At 45.8% G+C, this 17,362-nt stretch carries 12 protein-coding genes; 10 read left to right on the forward strand and 2 right to left on the reverse strand.

The annotated features are described in order from the left end of the window. The first annotated feature begins 152 nt into the window (after positions 1 to 152). The 3 genes from IQ263_RS24625 to ndhM all read left to right on the forward strand — a co-directional run bounded on the left by IQ263_RS24625 (position 153) and on the right by ndhM (position 3,179). Positions 153 to 1,886 (forward strand): pentapeptide repeat-containing protein, encoded by a 1,734-nt coding sequence (locus IQ263_RS24625; RefSeq protein ID WP_194070750.1) that lies wholly within the window; start codon positions 153 to 155, stop codon positions 1,884 to 1,886. Between the two features lie 292 nt (positions 1,887 to 2,178). Further along, on the forward strand, positions 2,179 to 2,700 hold the full coding sequence (locus IQ263_RS24630; RefSeq protein ID WP_194070751.1) for a DUF1415 domain-containing protein: 522 nt from the start codon (positions 2,179 to 2,181) through the stop codon (positions 2,698 to 2,700). Positions 2,701 to 2,834: 134 nt separating this feature from the next. Further along, positions 2,835 to 3,179 (forward strand): NAD(P)H-quinone oxidoreductase subunit M, encoded by a 345-nt coding sequence (gene ndhM, locus IQ263_RS24635; RefSeq protein WP_194070752.1) that lies wholly within the window; start codon positions 2,835 to 2,837, stop codon positions 3,177 to 3,179. A 185-nt stretch (positions 3,180 to 3,364) separates the two neighbouring features. Here the strand turns inward: ndhM and IQ263_RS24640 are convergent, their stop codons facing one another. Next, the gene (locus IQ263_RS24640) at positions 3,365 to 3,667 is read right to left on the reverse strand and encodes a hypothetical protein (RefSeq protein ID WP_194011901.1); all 303 of its coding nucleotides are present in this window, start codon (positions 3,665 to 3,667) and stop codon (positions 3,365 to 3,367) included. 434 nt (positions 3,668 to 4,101) lie between these two features. Between IQ263_RS24640 and IQ263_RS24645 the strand changes: the two genes are divergently transcribed. Continuing rightward, entirely contained in the window at positions 4,102 to 4,239 is a 138-nt protein-coding gene (locus tag IQ263_RS24645) for a hypothetical protein (protein ID WP_194070753.1), read from the forward strand. 235 nt (positions 4,240 to 4,474) lie between these two features. Next, positions 4,475 to 6,790, forward strand: a complete 2,316-nt coding sequence (locus IQ263_RS24650; RefSeq protein ID WP_194070754.1) for a PP2C family protein-serine/threonine phosphatase — start codon at positions 4,475 to 4,477, stop codon at positions 6,788 to 6,790. 194 nt (positions 6,791 to 6,984) lie between these two features. On the opposite strand, the gene IQ263_RS24655 is transcribed toward IQ263_RS24650, so the two are convergent. Next, positions 6,985 to 8,379, reverse strand: a complete 1,395-nt coding sequence (locus tag IQ263_RS24655; protein WP_194070755.1) for a DUF4339 domain-containing protein — start codon at positions 8,377 to 8,379, stop codon at positions 6,985 to 6,987. Between the two features lie 739 nt (positions 8,380 to 9,118). Here IQ263_RS24655 and ribBA point away from each other — a divergent pair. The 5 genes from ribBA (at position 9,119) to IQ263_RS24680 (ending at position 17,252) form a co-directional block, all read left to right on the forward strand. Then, the gene (gene ribBA / locus IQ263_RS24660; RefSeq protein WP_228050331.1) at positions 9,119 to 10,834 is read left to right on the forward strand and encodes a bifunctional 3,4-dihydroxy-2-butanone-4-phosphate synthase/GTP cyclohydrolase II; all 1,716 of its coding nucleotides are present in this window, start codon (positions 9,119 to 9,121) and stop codon (positions 10,832 to 10,834) included. A gap of 29 nt (positions 10,835 to 10,863) precedes the next feature. Beyond that, the gene (locus IQ263_RS24665) at positions 10,864 to 12,303 is read left to right on the forward strand and encodes a pentapeptide repeat-containing protein (RefSeq protein ID WP_194070757.1); all 1,440 of its coding nucleotides are present in this window, start codon (positions 10,864 to 10,866) and stop codon (positions 12,301 to 12,303) included. Between the two features lie 383 nt (positions 12,304 to 12,686). Continuing rightward, complete coding sequence (locus IQ263_RS24670) at positions 12,687 to 14,423, forward strand: helicase HerA domain-containing protein (RefSeq protein ID WP_194070758.1); 1,737 nt, start codon at positions 12,687 to 12,689, stop codon at positions 14,421 to 14,423. Between the two features lie 650 nt (positions 14,424 to 15,073). Next, positions 15,074 to 15,625, forward strand: a complete 552-nt coding sequence (locus tag IQ263_RS24675) for a heme NO-binding domain-containing protein (protein WP_194070759.1) — start codon at positions 15,074 to 15,076, stop codon at positions 15,623 to 15,625. 223 nt (positions 15,626 to 15,848) lie between these two features. Further along, positions 15,849 to 17,252 carry a sensor histidine kinase gene (locus IQ263_RS24680; RefSeq protein ID WP_194070760.1) on the forward strand — a complete coding sequence of 468 codons (1,404 nt, stop codon included), beginning with the start codon at positions 15,849 to 15,851 and terminating at the stop codon, positions 17,250 to 17,252. Positions 17,253 to 17,362: the final 110 nt, after the last annotated feature.

Raw genomic sequence — 17,362 nt, forward strand, 5'->3', positions numbered from 1 at the left:
CCCATGCCCCATGCCCCATGCCCCATGCCCAATCCCAGATAGTACCTCATCTTTTTGAGAAATGCTATATATCTTATTAATAAGTCTATTACTTTAACTAATCCCTTAAAATGTGGAAAGCGCTAATTTAAAATATCAGGTAATTATCGAACATGACTATTGAATTAACAAAGGGTGACAGATTTAATCTTTCTAAAGAAGCTCCTGATTTCAAGAAAGTTGCGATCGCCCTGGGGTGGCAAGTCAGCCAGACAGCACAAAACTGCGATATTGACGCATCAGTTTTCATGTTAGGCGCTGACGGTCGCATTCCCGATGAAAAGTATTTTATATTTTACAACAATCTGACCTCGCCGGACGGTGCGGTGCGACATTCAGGTGACAGCAGGAATGGACAAGTTGAGGGAGATGATGAGACGGTTTATCTGGATTTGAGTAAAATTAATTCGGCGATTCAGGAAATTGTATTTGTTGTGACTCTTCACGAGGGACAGGAAAAGAATCAAAGTTTTAGTCAAGTTACAAATGCTTTTATCCGGCTTTACAATTCGGAAACTGGAAACGAATTGGTTCGGTACAATTTAAATCAGATATTTTCCCAAGAAACGGCTTTAGAATTTGGACGGTTGTATAAGAAGAATGGCGAATGGAGGTTTCAGGCGGTAGGACAGGGATATAATGCTGGGTTGCAAAGTTTTGTGGATAAGTATTATGTTGAAAATGCGGTTGATAAAAGCTCGAATGCTGGTGAAAAGGTTGACGATGCTGAGGTTTTGAGGCGATTTAGCGATCGGGTGGATCGATTATTGCGCGAAGAGGCGATCGAGGAGACACCGATTCCAGCATCTAGCGAAGCGGTAGAACAGCCGGCTGCTACTCCTGTGAATGCGGATACTGTGCAATCTGAGGAGGAAAAAATAGATAATTCTGCACTAGAAAATCTGGAACCAGCTATTAGTGCTGAGGAATTTTTGCAAAGGTATGAAGAGGGAGAACGAGATTTTACAGGGATTAACCTAGCGGGAGTGGATCTAAGTGGCAAAACTCTCGACTCTAATGTCAGTCTAAGTCAAGCAAACTTGAGCCATGCCAATCTAGCAAATGCCAAATTGACTGGGGTAAATTTGATCGGAGCTAACTTGCAAGGCGCTAATTTAAACTCAACAAACTTGCTAAATGCTGATTTGATTGAAGTTAATTTAAGTGGGGCTAACTTAACCAAGGTAATATTGTATTCCGCAAGACTAATTCAGGCAAATTTGAGTCTAGCTAACTTAAGCCAAGCAAAGTTAGATAGCGCAAACCTGACTACAGCAAACCTCAGTAGAGCTAACTTAACTCAAGCAAATCTACCTAATGTTAACCTGACAGGAGCCGATTTAAGTCAAGCGAAGGTAACTAAAGTCAACCTTAGTGGTGCAAACCTTAGTGGTGTTAACTTAACAGGGGTAAGTTTGACTGGGGTAAACCTTCAAGGAGTTAACCTGAGTGGCATGAATTTGAGTGGGGTAAATTTAACTGGCACAAACTTAAGTTATGCCAAGTTGATTGGGATTAACTTAAGTGGAGCAAGTTTGAGTGGGGCAAACTGTTTAGGCGCTAACTTGGATGGTGCTAACCTCACAGGGGTAAATTTGATTGGGGTAAACTTACAGAGCGTTAATCTGAGCGGGCAAAACTTGAGTGGGTTTAATCTGTCTGGGGTTAACCTACATGGAGCAAACGTAAGTGAAGCAGACTTAACTTCTGCAAACTTGTGTGGGGCAAATTTGAGCTATGCAAACTTAGAAAAAACTAACCTAAAGGAAGCTAAACTGGTTGGAGCAAATCTGGACAATGCAAAACTCGCAGGTGCAATTATGCCAGATGGGACAATTCACGAATAAATTCGATCGCCAATATTAAAGAGCCAGGTGGGCAATGTATTGGTGCCAATTTTCCACGATATTTCCCGAAGTCCGGCAGGGGTTTAAACCCCTGCCTCATAGTTAAAGTCCTCTTGCATAGGACTGAATAATTTATCCTAAATCCAGCTTTAATAATTGCTTTATTCTTTAGTCCGCGTAGGCGGACTTTGTTTGTGTAGTAGCGGTTTTAACCGCCTACTGGCAATGCTGGCAAGGCCGAGCCTACAAATAGAGTATGATTAGTGTGAAATGTCAAATATATAAATTTTCGATGAATGAATCTGACACGGAAATTATAGAATCTACCCTCAGATGGATGACGGAGTTTATCGAGTTACCGCATCCAGTTTTCAGCGATTTACCAATTTGTCCCTTCGCTAAAAAAGCACGCTTGGCCAATCAAATTTTATTCAAAATCGAGCGGTTTTCAGCGCTGACTGAGTTTGAAGCAGATTCTACTATCATGAAATCGATTCATGAATTTGCTAATTCCGAATTTGAAATAATGTTAGTAGTTAATCCCGATAAAACTGCGATTAGTGCGCCACAAACTAAAGAATTGACCGACAAACTAAACACTCAGATTTCCGAGTTGGGATTGCTGGCTTTTCACATTCATCCTGAAGAAGATTTTAATATTGACGGGCTTTATACTAGGAGGATGCCGTATCCCGGCTTCACCGTTCAAGTAAATTCTAAGCTAAAGCCAGCTTCTGATACTTTAGAAAAAACTGAATATTACAAAAATTGGACGGCGCAACAACTAAAAGATTTCGGGATTCCGAGAAATTGACGATCGCCCCTTTCCCCCTCTCTTCCTTCGCGCCCTTTGCGCCTTCGCGGTTCAATCCTCCTCTTCCCCAGTTCCCCGCGTCTCTCCTAGCCATTACAATAAGTTCAGGAAAAAATCTTTACACATAAGAACTCATGCAGCTCAAGTCCACAACCCGCCATATTCGCATTTATACCGCCATCCTCGAAGACAACGAACTCGTACCCAGCAATGACCTTTTGACGATCGACATTGACCCAGACAACGAACTAAACTGGAACGACGAGTCAGTCAAACAGGTGTATGCCAAATTCGACCAACTCGTAGACGCTTACGAGGGCGAAGACTTGACAGAGTACAACCTCCGCCGGATTGGTTCGGAATTGGAGCATTTGGTGCGATCGTTCTTGCAAAAAGGCCAAATCAGCTACAACCTCAACACCCGCGCCGTCAATTACAGCATGGGACTTCCCCGAGTTGATGCCAAAATTCACATCTAAGGGGAAAGTCGGAGAGGGGGAAAGGGTGCAATAGCGATTGGGGGAGAGGGAAGAGTGGGAGAGTCTGATGGGAAAAATCATCCCTATTTCCTCTTCTTTCTCCCCTCGAACCTCAACATTGAGCCGTTAAATTCTTGACAATCCCATTCCCGCACTGCTGCGATTACGCCGAATTTCCCCGATCCTCATTCTTCAGTTCCCTTGGTTTCTGCGTCTTTCCCACTGTCATTCGGATCGATCGCACAATTGGGATCGCGAGCCAAAAACTGCTTTACTGCAAGTTGGCGGTTAGTCATAAACTGACCCCAAGCGCCGGGAAACATCTGATCCAAGGTTTCCACCAGCGCCCAAACTTCAAGATTCATCACTTTGTAATAAAAACCGTGAGAATGCTGAATCCTAGTCAGCATTTCGTCTACCTCAACAGGAGGTAGCAGCTTCGGATCGCGTAAATTATCGCCAAAGGCGCTGGACTCATGTAGGGGCATGGTTAAAAATTTAACAGCTTACTGATTGTCGGTCAGTTGATTTTAGATTTTAGATTTTAGATTTTAGATTTTCGCTTAGAAATTGATTCCACGGATGAATCTGGGGGGGATTGTATCCGTCTCAGGCTCAGGTTAAATTTAACTTGACTTGCCCGCGCTCGGCTACAAAGCACCGATCGCCCGATCGACCAAACCCATAATATATGTTTATTTATACCTAAAAGCTCAGGATATTTCTACGTATAGCGGTTCGATCGCGTAGTGAGGTATGCTCAATGCCCAATCCCTCCGCTTCGCTGGGCCCAATGCCCTATGCCCACCCTTCGACTTCACTCTTCGGGCAAGATGCCCAATGCCGCATAGTAACTCATCTGAGAGATCGAAAGGCTATATCTGCATCCTAGCATCAGAGTTCGTCTAAAATCTCAATTAGCTTGAGGGCTGCGATTGCTTCGTCGGCTGTCAGTCTCAGCAATATCCTGACTTGGGCTGGCGTCGCGCCAGCGTCGATTCCTGAAAGCCGATCGCCAGATTTATCCGGGGGTCAACAAAATGGTAGACTGTTAGTTTGAGTACAAAGCGAAAGTCAAAACTAAAAAATTTTCAGAAAATATCGCCGCGCACACAAAAGTGCAAAAGTGATGAGCCTGGGAACCAAAAAAACCAAGATATTAGGACTGCAAAGTCTTAAGAATCTCCCTCTGCACAAAAAACGGGAGTGTCATATAATCGCCACATATCAACCTGTCGAGATTCAAGGGCTAAAATAGTTCAGATCGGCACGGCCCAAAGGCGTCAGGAACCCTTATGCAAAACTCTATGCCAAAACACTACCTGTGGGCTGTAGGTGAAGGGATCAAAGCGTGTAAACCAGGCGATCTAATCGGAGGTCGCTATTTGGTCAAGCGCGATCGGCTTCTTGTCGATACTCAACCCGAACAGTTGCCGGAACTGCCCGAAGAGATTCCGAGCGCGATCGTTCCTTATTTGAGATTGTTTGCCTATCAGTTGCACGTACCTCAAGTATACGGGCTGGTATCGTCCCAGACGAGCAAACTCTCAGGAGATATCTGGCTGCTGGAAAACGCGCCTATTGTGAAGGTGACGGAATCTTTAATGCCGGAATTGGCGGACTCCTGGAAAGGAGCCTCCGCCATGCGACAGCTAAATTGGCTGTGGCAAATTGCCAAGTTGTGGCAGCCTTGTATGGCTCAGGGCGTGGCTTCCACCCTGCTGACTCCCGAACTGTTGCTGGTGTCGGGTCAGTTAGTCAGGTTTCTGGAATTGCAGCCCGATCGCAAACCGCCTAATTTGTCGCAGTTGGGCAAATTGTGGCAGCAGTGGATCGATGATGCTCACCCCACGATTGCCAATTTTTTGAGGCAACTTTGCCAGCAAATGGTCGCCGGTCAAGTGCGCCAAGGCGAACAACTCATGGGCCAGTTGGATAAAGCTCTGGCAAAATCCGGTCGATTTTACGATCGTCACATTGAGATTGCTACGGGCACAGATGTGGGCCGAGCCCGGGCTCATAACGAAGATGCTTGCTATCCGCCGGATGGTACGGTATTTGCCGGACTCCCTGGCGTGTCGGCTTGCGCGATCGTCTGCGACGGTATCGGCGGACAAGACGGTGGCGAAGTCGCTTCGGAATTGGCGATTGCTGTACTTCAGGAAAAATTGCAGCTTCTTCCCCTGCATCAAGCTAATTGGGACCCGCTGAGCCTGACTTCCAAGCTCGAACGGGCCGCCTGTGCCGCTAACGACAAGATAGCCAGTCGCAACGACAGCGAACACCGCCAAGGCCGCCAGCGAATGGGCACTACCCTTGTCATGGGTTTAGCTCACATTCACGAAGTCTACGTCGCCCACGTCGGAGACAGTCGGGCTTACTGGATTACCCGCAACGGCTGCTATCAAGTTACTCTCGATGACGATGTAGCTTGTCGTGAGGTGCGTTTGGGTTACTCGCTATACCGCGATGCTTTGGAACAAGTCGCCGCCGGCGCTCTGATTCAGGCTTTGGGCATTACTTCCTCCAACACTTTGCACCCGACAGTGCAGCGATTTCCAGTAGATGAGGATTGTGTTTTTCTGCTGTGCTCCGACGGTTTGAGCGATAAAGACCGGGTTGAGGAATGTTGGGAAGCGGAAATTTTGCCAATTCTCGACGGTAGCATTAATGTGGCGAAGGCGCGCGATCGACTGATCGAGATTGCTAATACCAAAAACGGTCACGATAACGTCACCGTGGCTTTAATTCACTGTCAAGCACATTTGAAGGACAATGGCGATACATTGACAGAATTGTCTGTCGCACCTTTAGATGTGCCGATCGAACTAATGCCCGACACCGAAGATATGCCAACCGATTTGACCGGCAGCACAGCCCTGATCGAGGCTAATTCTCAACTAAAAACGCAGTTAATACAGCCACCAGACAGAGGCAAAAGTCTATTTTCGCTGTTAGTAAAAATAGTTTTTTTGTTAGGTTTGGGAGGTGTATTTGCTTATTTTTTCATTCCTCCGGTGGGTCGGGCGATCGATACTGCCGGGGAGTCGATTTTCGGTAAACGCGGTTTAATTAATGCTAGAAGCGAGCCGGAGAAAACTGTTAAACCAGTATCTTCTGAACTCAATTATTTAGAAAAAGGCTCCTTTGTAGAACTCAAAAATTCTGGTAGTGGGGAATTGGGCGCTCCGGGCGATCGCTTGGATTTGCGATCGGCAATCGGTGAGTTGACTGTCAAAGGAACAGTCCCTGCCGGCAGCGTTTTGCAGGTGACAAACAAACAGCTTACGCCTCAAGGCAATTGGCTGGAATTAAAAGTTTGTTCGCTTCCTGCAATAGTGCCGTCGAACTCTCCCAAACCAAAATCAAATAAAGATTTTTCTACTGTTTCCCAACCAGCAATCAGTCCATCTCCCGCGGAGGCTAGTCCCTCGCCTTCGCCGGACATTAAGCCAACAGTTGCAGTAGAAATCGCCAAACTGCAAGCGGGAGAAATCGGATGGATTCAGGAAACAGATGCCGTTTCTAAAGTAGCAATTAACCCAACTCCCAACCCCACTCAACAGGGGAAATGCGCTGTTGGTTATGACTCAAATTCCAATTCTAATTAATTCTCGTCGGTCATCGCTCATTAGTTTTTTTGTTATCCAAGTTTGGTTAATTACTCGCAATCAAGGGTGTTTCTTCAGATGCGATCGCGCGTGGGGAATGCGAGTCCGCAGCATGAAAGCCTATGCAAGTCCAAACGATCGAACGAGCAGAATAAAAGCCTATGCAAGTCCAAACGATCGAACCGTCAAGCGCTTTATTTGTGAGTGAGATATGTCGCTAATTCTGGAATTTCACCCGCGCGCTGCCACTCGGCTTCGCCCAGCCGTACTTTGGTGCGATCGGTAATCTTCTGCAAATCTCGCAATTGCTTTTTCGTATAAGGCCCCTCGGCTTTACCGCTGCGGAATACGTACCATTGAGCCTGTTCTGGTTTGGGCTTTTTCGTTGGTGACGATCGCTTTTGAGGTGGTGAAGTTGACTTTCTGACAGGCCTCATCCGAGTATTGCCCAACTCGGCTGCAAGCTGGTTGAGTTCGATTTCAACTGGATCTGGATCGGATAAATTAGCATTGGACGATCGCCTTTTAGCTGAAGTTTTAACTGAAGGCTGACCCCTAGCAATGTCTACTTCGCCACGCGAACCCCAGAAATGCCACAGCACAACCCAAACTAGCGCCACGATATATCCTAAAATCTGTTCTTCTGCTTTTAACCATTCTGAAGGTTCTCCAAACAGCCGATAACCGATCGCACCAAATACGATCGCGATCAGATTGAAATAAATTAGATAGGTAGCATCATTAGCAGCTAAATGCCAACTCGTTGTATGGCGAACAAAAGATTGACTCGCTGCTGTTTGATTGTGTTTCCAACTTTTTCTAGCTTGAATGTGACTGTATCCGGGAGAGTCAGCGGGCCACCATGTCGCCGCCCAATTAAGCAAATGCGCCGACCAATGATGCCAAACTGCATATCCAACTATACCGCTCCAAAACACGCAAACAACTAACAGAAAAGTTGTCAGCGGCAGTAGCTTTATTGGCACCATTTCGACCGTGACAATAGTTAGTAAAAAAAACGGAGTACCAGTCAGAATTGGTACAAACAGAATTTCCAATATCTTTAGCAAATAGCTATAGAAAATTCCGAGGAATTTGACCAGAATTTTGATTCGCTTGGCAAAGCGGAAGTGATACAAATAAGTAGATGCGATCGCACTTCCTAGAATTAAAGCAACAATCTCGCCCGAAGAATTTCCCATCGGCACCATGAAAAGGGCGATCGCCGGAATTCCCATAACAATAGCAGCAGGCAGCGTAGCAAATGCGATAATGCCTTCCCTCCAGTGCAGCCAAGCCGATACTGTTGGTGTCGGCGAGTGACTGTGGCGGCGGATTTCCACCCACTCAGCAAATTTACTTAAGCCCCAATGGTAGAAAGCAAATAACGGTATCTGACACAACCAAGCAAAGGCGATCGCACCTTCAAAATCTGAATTGCTGATGCTGCGCCAGTACGCTGTGTTAAATCTGTAGTAGTAATAATATCTAGGCAGCAGCACCCAAATAATCAGCCAAAAGCCAATGCTTAAGGCAAACCCTTTTGCCCATGATGCAGGATAGGGAAGAAACTTGGGCCAGTTATTCATGATGGCGACAATTGGAAGAGATTTCAATATTGTCCCACTACACTTGACCTGCGGCAATTGATTTATAGCCTTTCTGTGCTCTCATATGAGGTACTATCCGGGATAGGGCATGGGGCATTGGGCGAGCGCGAAGCGGAGGGATTGGGAAGAAGGCCCGCGCAGGGCATACCTCACCACGCGATCGAACTGCTATAGCGTTAACTCTTCCCACCGCTAGGGTTGTGTCGGGAAACATTAGTTTTTTTCCATTCAGTCAAAAACAATCTCAAAATTATCTGTGTTTATCTGCCATTATCTGCGGTTTTAGCATCAAGACAATCGATATTAAATTTGTATTGCATAAGTCCTCGATTAATACATCAAGCGCCGATCAAAGGCAGATTGACCCCGATCGACGCAAATAATTTTAGATAATTTGTGAGTGAAAAAGGTGTATTGCAAATTAAGTAATTAGGAGCTTGCAAGTACGGTTTGTCTAAAATCTTCGCGATATTAGTTGACCTGATGAAATACTTGGGTCATTTTTTGATTGACAAATAGCAATGTTTATAGTATGTAAGCGATAAAATGGTGCTAAATTAATTTAGCTCCGGCAACGACCGCGCCGGAAACAAAAGGTTACAATCAAACATACATTCTATTTCGATAACAATACTGTTTATAGCTTGAACTCTCAGTGTCCTACAACAACACCTCAACTCAATTTCAATTTGATTCAATCGACAGCGCCCTCGCAGACATGAAAGCAGGCCGGATGCTGGTAGTAGTCGATGACGAAAATCGCGAAAACGAAGGCGACGTGATTTGTGCCGCCCAATTCGCCACTCCCGACAATATCAATTTTATGGCAGTGAACGCCCGGGGTTTGATTTGTCTGGCCTTGAGCGGCGACAGGCTCGATCGCCTGGAACTGCCCCTGATGGTCAGCAAAAACACGGACAACAATCAAACAGCCTTCACTGTCAGCATCGATGCAGTTAACGGCGTCAGTACCGGCATCTCCGCCGAAGACCGCGCCCGCACCATCCAAGTTGCGATTCACCCGGACACTAAACCTCAAGACTTGCGCCGTCCCGGTCACATTTTCCCGCTGCGGGCGATCGACGGTGGCGTTCTCAAACGCGCCGGCCACACCGAGGCCTCGGTTGACCTCGCCAGACTCGCTGGCCTCTATCCCAGCGGTGTCATCTGCGAAATTCAAAACCCCGACGGTTCGATGGCGAGGTTGCCGGAATTAATCGAGTACGCTAAAACCTACAACCTCAAAATCATCAGCATTGCTGACTTAATTAGCTACCGACTCAAGTACGATCGGTTTGTCCGCCGCGAAACAGTCGCCAAATTGCCCACAGAATTCGGCAATTTCATGATTTATGCCTACCGCGACACTCAAGACGATTCAGAACACGTTGCTATTGTCAAGGGCGACCCCGCAGAATTTAAGGACAAACCCGTGATGGTGCGAGTGCATTCGGAATGTCTGACCGGCGATGCTTTGGGTTCACTGCGCTGCGACTGTCGGATGCAGCTACAAGCAGCGCTGAAAATGATCGAAAATGTTGGTTCTGGTGTCGTAGTTTACTTGCGCCAAGAAGGTAGGGGCATTGGATTGGTCAATAAACTAAAAGCTTACTCGCTGCAAGATTTGGGATACGATACCGTAGAAGCTAACGAGCGGTTGGGCTTTCCTGCCGATCTTCGCAACTACGGCATTGGAGCGCAAATGCTCAACGATTTGGGGGTGCAAAAAATTCGGTTAATTACCAACAACCCACGCAAAATTGCTGGTTTGAAAGGTTACGGCATTGAAGTAGCCGATCGCGTCCCGTTACTGATAGAAGCCACAGATTACAACTCGATTTATTTGGCAACAAAAGCCGAAAAACTCGGTCATATGCTGCTGCAAACTTATTTAGTAACAGTGGCGATTCAGTGGAACGAAGCGAAGGAAGAAGGAAGAGGTTCGAGGGAAGAAGGAAGAAGGAAGAAGGAAGAGGTTCGAGGGAAGAGGGAAGATGGAAAAGAAGAAGATTCTGCCATCCAAAATCGGTACGGACACTTGGAAAAACTGCGGGAATTGGCGGCCAGCCAAGATTTGGTGCTGAAAGAAGAAGCGCGGCCGGTGGGCGTAGCTTTGTTTGGAGAAGGCTCTCTGATAGTTCACCTCGGCTTCGATCAAGCCGGACTCGCAGCCCCGGACTGGTACAAAGACCAAAACCATCCTTATGTCAAGGCGATCGGGCAAATTCTTCAATCCATTAGCAAAGATCCCAATTTGCAAACATTAGAATTCCTGGTTTCCTCCGGTGGAGACCCGCTCAAAACCCTGCAAGTAGGGATCGATCGAGAAACCTTCCCCCTAGCACAAGTCGCGTCCGCCTGCGCCAAGCTTCAACCCCAAACAATTTATAGTTTTTCGGCTATTCCCGATTCAGGCCTGGGAATGTCAAGCTAGGTTCAGCATTTAAAGAGAGCGAATTTGAGATGGACATGAACGTTGGTGACTTTCTGCACCGGCTCGACCTCCGGGGACAAGCGCTTAAAGGCACCAACCTTAGCGGTGCGGAATTCCGAGGAGCCAACCTTAGAGGCACTGACCTCCGAGAAACCAACCTCAAAGGCGCTATTCTCAGGTATGCAGACCTGATCGAAGCAGATATGACCGGCGCAAATCTCAGTGGGGCGGATTTAACTGAGTCACTGCTCAATGTAGCCAACCTCACCAAAGCCGATTTGACCGGTGCTGTCCTCCGAGAAGCTACTCTGGTAGGAGCCGAACTCCATCAAGCCAACCTCAAAGGCGCAAGTTTGATCAAGGCCAATTTAGTTGGAGCAAATCTCCTCCAAGCCAACTTAACCAGAACCAACCTCAGCGGAGCCGATTTGCGCGGTGCTCAGATGACCGGCGCGATTTTAGACAAAGCCGTATACAACAACCGGACAATTTTTCCTGACGATATCAATCCAGCCGCAATGGGAGCATTTTTGCTGGCTCCCAATGCGTCGCTCCCAGGATTAAATCTGATTATGGTAGATTTGACTGAAGCGGATTTAAAGGGAGCCGATTTGCGGCGGACAAACTTATACAAAGCTATTTTATTTGGAGCAAAGCTCGATCGGGCAAACTTAGCAGGAGCCAACCTCAGTGGAGCAGATTTGAGGGAAGCCAGTTTGATCTCTACCATTTTAGAAAAAGCTGTTTACAGCAACCAAACATTGTTTTCAGAAGGAATTGACCTCCGTCTCGGCGGAGCTTATTTAATTGCTCCCAATGTATCGCTGCAAGGGGTAAACTTAACCGGAGCCGACTTAAACGGATCGGATTTAAGCGGAGCTAATTTGAGCAATTCTAACTTAAGTTCGGTCAATCTCAAAAATACAGACCTTAGCAGAGCTAGCTTAAAAAAAGCTTACCTCAAAGGTGCCAACTTGGAGGGAACAGATTTAAGAGGAGCCGATTTAAGCAGCGCCATTTTGCACCAAGTAAACTTGAGTTCTGCAGACCTCCGGGGTGTAGACTTAACAAGGGCCGACCTCAGCGGCGCTAATTTAAGCGATGCCGATTTGAGGGAGACAGATTTCACCGGAGCTACTTTGCTGTTCGCTAATTTGAGCGGGGCAGACTTGAGAGGTGTAGACTTAACAAAAGCCGACCTCAGCGGCGCTAAGTTAAACGAAGCAGACCTCAGAAAAGCAGATTTGATGAGAGTAAATTTGGAGGGAGCAGATTTAACTGAGGTAGACTTGAGCGACGCTCATTTATTCCGAGTTAATCTCAGAGGTGCTAACCTGAAAGGTGCTAACCTGAAAGGTGCACATTTGAAGGGCGTATCTTTGACCGACGCTTATTTGAGCGAAACAGATTTGACCGATGTAGAGCTGAGTCCGAGTTGTTTTGAACCGTCATTAGAATCGGAATGGTAATTAGTCATTAGTTGTTAGTGGTTAGTTGTTAGTTGTTAGTTGTTAGTTGTTAGTTAGGAATGAAAATTTAATAACTTAATTGCTCGTATTGCTGGTTACTTTCGCTCTGCCTGGTAATGCAGGTGCGGAGGCTCTGCCTCCTTCTATCTCGCGGCTTCTGGAGGACTGTAGGAGGTGCTTAAGTTATTAAGTTTTCGCTCCTGAGCCTGAGCAGTTAACAACTAATAGCTGTAAATTCAAAAAGGCGGACAAAAAACATCAGGTAACACTTAACAAATAATTATTGTAAAACAAAAACCACCGCCAATAACGAATAACGAATAACCAATAACGAATAACGAATAACCAATAACAAATAACCAATAACCAATAACTAATAACTAATGACTAATGACAAACCGTTAGGATCTGTGATTCAAGGTTCCCTCAGTAAGGGATTAGAAGTGCGATTGCACGCTGATGTTTCGGTGGAAGATATGAGGGTGGGGAAATTTTTAGTAGTGCGGGGGGTGCGATCGCACTTTTTCTGTATGCTAACTGACGTGTCTCTGGGAACATCCAGCGGACGCATTTTATCCAACCCTCCCAACCCCAACGACGATTTTTTGATCGCAGTGCTCGCAGGTAGCAGCACCTACGGTACGATCGAGCTTTCGCCGATGTTAATGCTGAGTGCAGAAAAAGAAAAATCTCAAGCAATCTTCGATCCCAAAAGCAAGGGATTCCCTGAAAAGGCGACGGCGTTAGGCAATTTGGGTTCTTTTGAGGCGCAAAGCGGGGCAGATATGGAACTGTTGCCGGTCAAAACTATTCCCAGCCACTTTTCCCAGGTGTTTGATGCTAAAGAAAGCGATTTTAGAGCGGTTTTTGGCTGGGAAGATGACCCGTACCGTCGCAATTTTGCGATCGGCAAACCGATTGATATGGACGTTCCTGTGTGCTTGGATTTAGACCGATTTGTGGAACGCAGCAACGGAGTTTTTGGGAAGTCGGGAACGGGTAAATCTTTTCTGACGCGCTTGGTTTTGTCGGGAATTATTCGCAAGCAAGCTGCTGTCAATCTAATTTTTGATATGCACTCGGAGTACGGGTGGGAAGCGGTTTCCGAAGGAAAACAATTTAGCACTGTTAAAGGTTTGCGGCAGTTGTTTCCCGATAAAATTCAGATTTATACGCTAGATCCAGAATCGACAAAACGTCGGGGAGTTCGTGATGCTCAAGAGTTGTTTTTGAGTTTCGATCAAATTGAAGTGGAAGATATCTCGCTGGTGCAGCGGGAGTTGAATTTGTCGGAAGCTAGTATCGAAAATGCAATTATTTTGCGTAACGAGTTGGGAAGCGGCTGGATAAATAAGTTGTTGGATATGACGAATGAAGACATCCAAATGTTTTGCGAAGAAAAGCGGGGGAATAAATCTTCGATTATGGCTTTGCAGCGCAAATTAGAACGTTTGAATGATTTGAAATACATTCGCCAACGCTGTCCAAAAAATTATGTGACAGAAGTTTTGCAGTGTTTAGATAGTGGGAAAAATGTAGTAATTGAGTTTGGTTCGCACTCGGATTTGCTGTCGTATATGTTGGCGGCAAATGTGATTACTCGGCGCATTCACGCATCTTACGTGAAGAAAGCAGAGAAGTTTTTGCAGAGTAAGAATCCGTGCGATCGCCCGCAACCATTAGTAATTACCATTGAGGAGGCTCACCGCTTTCTCGATCCGGCGATCGTGCGATCGACTATTTTCGGTACGATCGCCCGCGAAATGCGAAAATACTTCGTAACTTTGCTAATTGTAGACCAGCGTCCCTCCGGTATCGACGGCGAGGTGATGTCGCAAGTCGGCACCCGGATCACTGCTTTGCTAAACGACGATAAGGACATTGATGCTATCTTTACCGGCGTTTCAGGAGGCCAAAGTTTGCGATCGGTTTTGTCGAAACTAGACTCGAAACAGCAAGCATTAGTTTTGGGGCACGCCGTACCGATGCCGGTAGTCGTGCAGACTCGTCCCTACGACGAGCAATTCTACAGGGAAATCGGGGATATTGACTGGCAAGAAATGCCCGACGAACAAGTATTTGCCGAGGCAGAATCTGCTAAAATGGATCTGGGATTTTAGGTTGACAACTCCTAGATTAATTGGAGGAATTACGTAACTTTTAGTGTAAATTAATCCCAATCGCTAAAAATTGGCTCCCGCTAATCATGAAGGAAATAGCTAGTTTTTGCCTGAATTATAAATCCATAGGCTTGGTATAAGAGATTCCAACAGGGAAAATCCCTGAACAAAAGACATTCTTATTTGCTTCGTACTTCGCAATGACAATCTTAATCCAAGCCTATTGAATTATCAATGAGAAAGTGTGGCGATCGACAGTTAAATAACATTAGCCCTCATCTAGGAAGCCCGTATCTACACCCCTCCTATCCTCGAACCTCAATTTCCACAACTTAAGATAGATAAAATTTAGGCATTTAAACGCAAGTTCTAAGGATTTGAACATTTTTTAGCGGCTAGGATTAGGAAAGAGCGATCGTCTCTAACTTTAGGAAAACCCCCAATCAGAGTTTAAGTTATATTAATTGCTTGTGACATTCTCGGCTGTCACAATCGATTGTCAGGGAATTTTGCAACATTCCATATATTTTTTGATACAATATAGGGTGGCTTTGCGGCGCAATCGCTAGTTTGAAAGTCCCAAATATTAAAATTCCCGTCTGTTGAATTCCAGTATAAACAAACACAACTATAATAAACAGGAGCAGTGTATGTACGGTTTAGTTAACAAAGCGATCGAAGAAATGGTTTGTTCTCGCTTCGGAGAAGAGACTTGGGAAACCATCAAAGAGAAAGCAGATGTAGACATTGACTTTTTCATGACAATGGAAGCTTATCCAGACGATTTGACTCACCGGCTAGTAGACTCCGCCAGCGAAGTGCTAGGAATGAGCCCAGACGAGATTTTACAGGCTTTCGGGGAATATTGGGTAATTTATACCGCTTCCGAAGGCTACGCCCAAATCCTCGATCTGGCGGGAGATAACCTGCGGGAGTTTCTGGCAAACCTCGACAATCTCCACGCCCGCGTCGGGTTGAATTTTCCTCAGCTTCAACCGCCTTCGTTTCAGTGTACTGACAACTCCGAAAATAGTATGGAACTTCACTATTACTCTCACCGCCAAGGGTTGGCACCAATGGTGAAGGGGCTGTTGAAAGGGTTGGCGTGCCGATTCCAAACAGAGGTAGAAATTGAGCAAACAAGCGATCGCACTCAGGGTGCAGATAACGACGTGTTCTCCATCCACTACAAATCTAACTGAAGCTATAGCCTCGATCGCAAACATGAGCTATTCATCAATTAATTAATAATTGCTAAATTTAATACCATTTTTCTAAAGATATGCTATGGATTAAGTATTAGCCCCCCCAAAGCATCGGGGGGATTGGGGGGGGTAATATCTAGCGCTACTTTATGAAATTGCTATAAAATCTAAACTCTAAACTCTAAACTCGTACCTCATCTTTTTATCGAAAAGCTATATTATGGTTCCCCCTGCATTTAGTTCTCCTCCTTTGATATTTGCAAAGGCTTTTCCATTTCATTTAGCATTTCGGAGACGGGAGACTGAAATTATCCATTTGGGAGATGTTTTAGCTCGAATTTGCCCAGAATTATCTTTAGGAAGTTCCCTGAAGGAACATTTTCGGATCGAACGCCCCAAGATTTCCGTAGAATTTGACGTGATTCGAGAAAAGTCGGACTCGATGTTTTTGATCGAATATTTGCACAGTAAAATCTTACTTAAAGGGCAGATGGTGCCGGCGGAAAATCCAGAAATCATCTTTTTCCTCGGTTCTCCTTGGATCGAAGACTTAGCCGATCTCACTCCGCTGGGGCTGACAATTAACGATTTTGCTCTTCACGATCGGGTAGTGGATTTGCTTTTATTGTTGCAAGGACAGAAAACTGCCTTAGCGGATGCTAAAAAACTCACTGATAAATTAACTAAACAGCGAGCTCAATTGCGATCGGCATTACAGGAAGCAGAACAGGCGGCGAATGCTATGGCCCAAACTCAACAACTCAAAAAAACTCTCCAAGAATTGCAGCAAACCCAAGCGCAACTGATCCAAAGCGCTAAAATGTCTAGCCTGGGTGAACTTGTGGCTGGTGTAGCTCATGAGATTAACAATCCCATCAACTTTATTGTCGGTAATCTCGACTACGCCAGCGATCGCATTCAACAATTGTTGCAACTGATCAAGCTCTATCAAAAATACAATCCCGATCCTGCACCGGAAATTGAAGCTTATGCAGATGAAATTGAATTGGATTTTTTAGATGAAGACTTGCCTAAACTTTGTTCTTCCATGCGGGTGGGTGGTGACAGAATTCATAATATCGTGCTGTCGCTGCGTAATTTTTCTCGCCTAGACGAAGCGGAAATGAAGTTTGTCGATATTCACGAAGGGCTAGATAGTACCCTGCAAATACTGCAACATCGCCTCAAGGCAAATAATGGCCGCTCGGAAATTGAAGTGATTAAAGAATATGGCCCTCTGCCACTTATAGAATGTTATCCAGGACAGCTCAATCAGGTGTTTGTCAATCTACTTGGCAATGCGGTAGATGCTTTAGAAAGCCAGAAGCAGGAGGGCCCTCAGATTCGGATTCGCACGGAACTTTTGCCGGCGGACGATCGCGCCAGAGTGTTAATTTCCGATAACGGGCCGGGATTTAGTAAAGAAGTTGGCGATCGAATGTTTGACCCCTTTTTTACCACAAAACCTGTAGGTCAGGGTACAGGCTTGGGGCTCTCGATCAGTTACCAGATTATTGTTTTGAAACATCAGGGGTTGATTCGCCCTGTTGGTGTACCGGGAGAGGGAGCGGAGTTTTGCATTGAAATTCCCTTGAAGCAAAAAATTATGGCTGATGGGATCTAAGCCAGTTTTTAAGCTGCGATCGCCCTCAAGAATTATCTGCCTATGAGGGGGAGATTGGTAGAGGGGGAGATTGGTAGAGGGGGAGAGGGGGAGATTGGGAGCTGTCTCTT

The organism is Tychonema sp. LEGE 06208 (assembly GCF_015207505.1).
Classification (GTDB): Bacteria; Cyanobacteriota; Cyanobacteriia; order Cyanobacteriales; family Microcoleaceae; genus Microcoleus.

Bases quoted from the DNA above. Each gene is read 5' to 3' on its own strand.
- IQ263_RS24650 (WP_194070754.1), top strand. From the start codon at position 4,475: ATGCAAAACTCTATGCCAAAACACTACCTGTGGGCTGTAGGTGAAGGG.
- IQ263_RS24625 (WP_194070750.1), top strand. From the start codon at position 153: ATGACTATTGAATTAACAAAGGGTGACAGATTTAATCTTTCTAAAGAA.
- IQ263_RS24680 (WP_194070760.1), top strand. From the start codon at position 15,849: ATGGTTCCCCCTGCATTTAGTTCTCCTCCTTTGATATTTGCAAAGGCT.
- IQ263_RS24640 (WP_194011901.1), bottom strand. From the start codon at position 3,667: ATGCCCCTACATGAGTCCAGCGCCTTTGGCGATAATTTACGCGATCCG.
- IQ263_RS24670 (WP_194070758.1), top strand. From the start codon at position 12,687: ATGACTAATGACAAACCGTTAGGATCTGTGATTCAAGGTTCCCTCAGT.
- ribBA (WP_228050331.1), top strand. From the start codon at position 9,119: ATGAAAGCAGGCCGGATGCTGGTAGTAGTCGATGACGAAAATCGCGAA.
- IQ263_RS24630 (WP_194070751.1), top strand. From the start codon at position 2,179: ATGAATGAATCTGACACGGAAATTATAGAATCTACCCTCAGATGGATG.
- ndhM (WP_194070752.1), top strand. From the start codon at position 2,835: ATGCAGCTCAAGTCCACAACCCGCCATATTCGCATTTATACCGCCATC.
- IQ263_RS24675 (WP_194070759.1), top strand. From the start codon at position 15,074: ATGTACGGTTTAGTTAACAAAGCGATCGAAGAAATGGTTTGTTCTCGC.
- IQ263_RS24665 (WP_194070757.1), top strand. From the start codon at position 10,864: ATGGACATGAACGTTGGTGACTTTCTGCACCGGCTCGACCTCCGGGGA.
- IQ263_RS24655 (WP_194070755.1), bottom strand. From the start codon at position 8,379: ATGAATAACTGGCCCAAGTTTCTTCCCTATCCTGCATCATGGGCAAAA.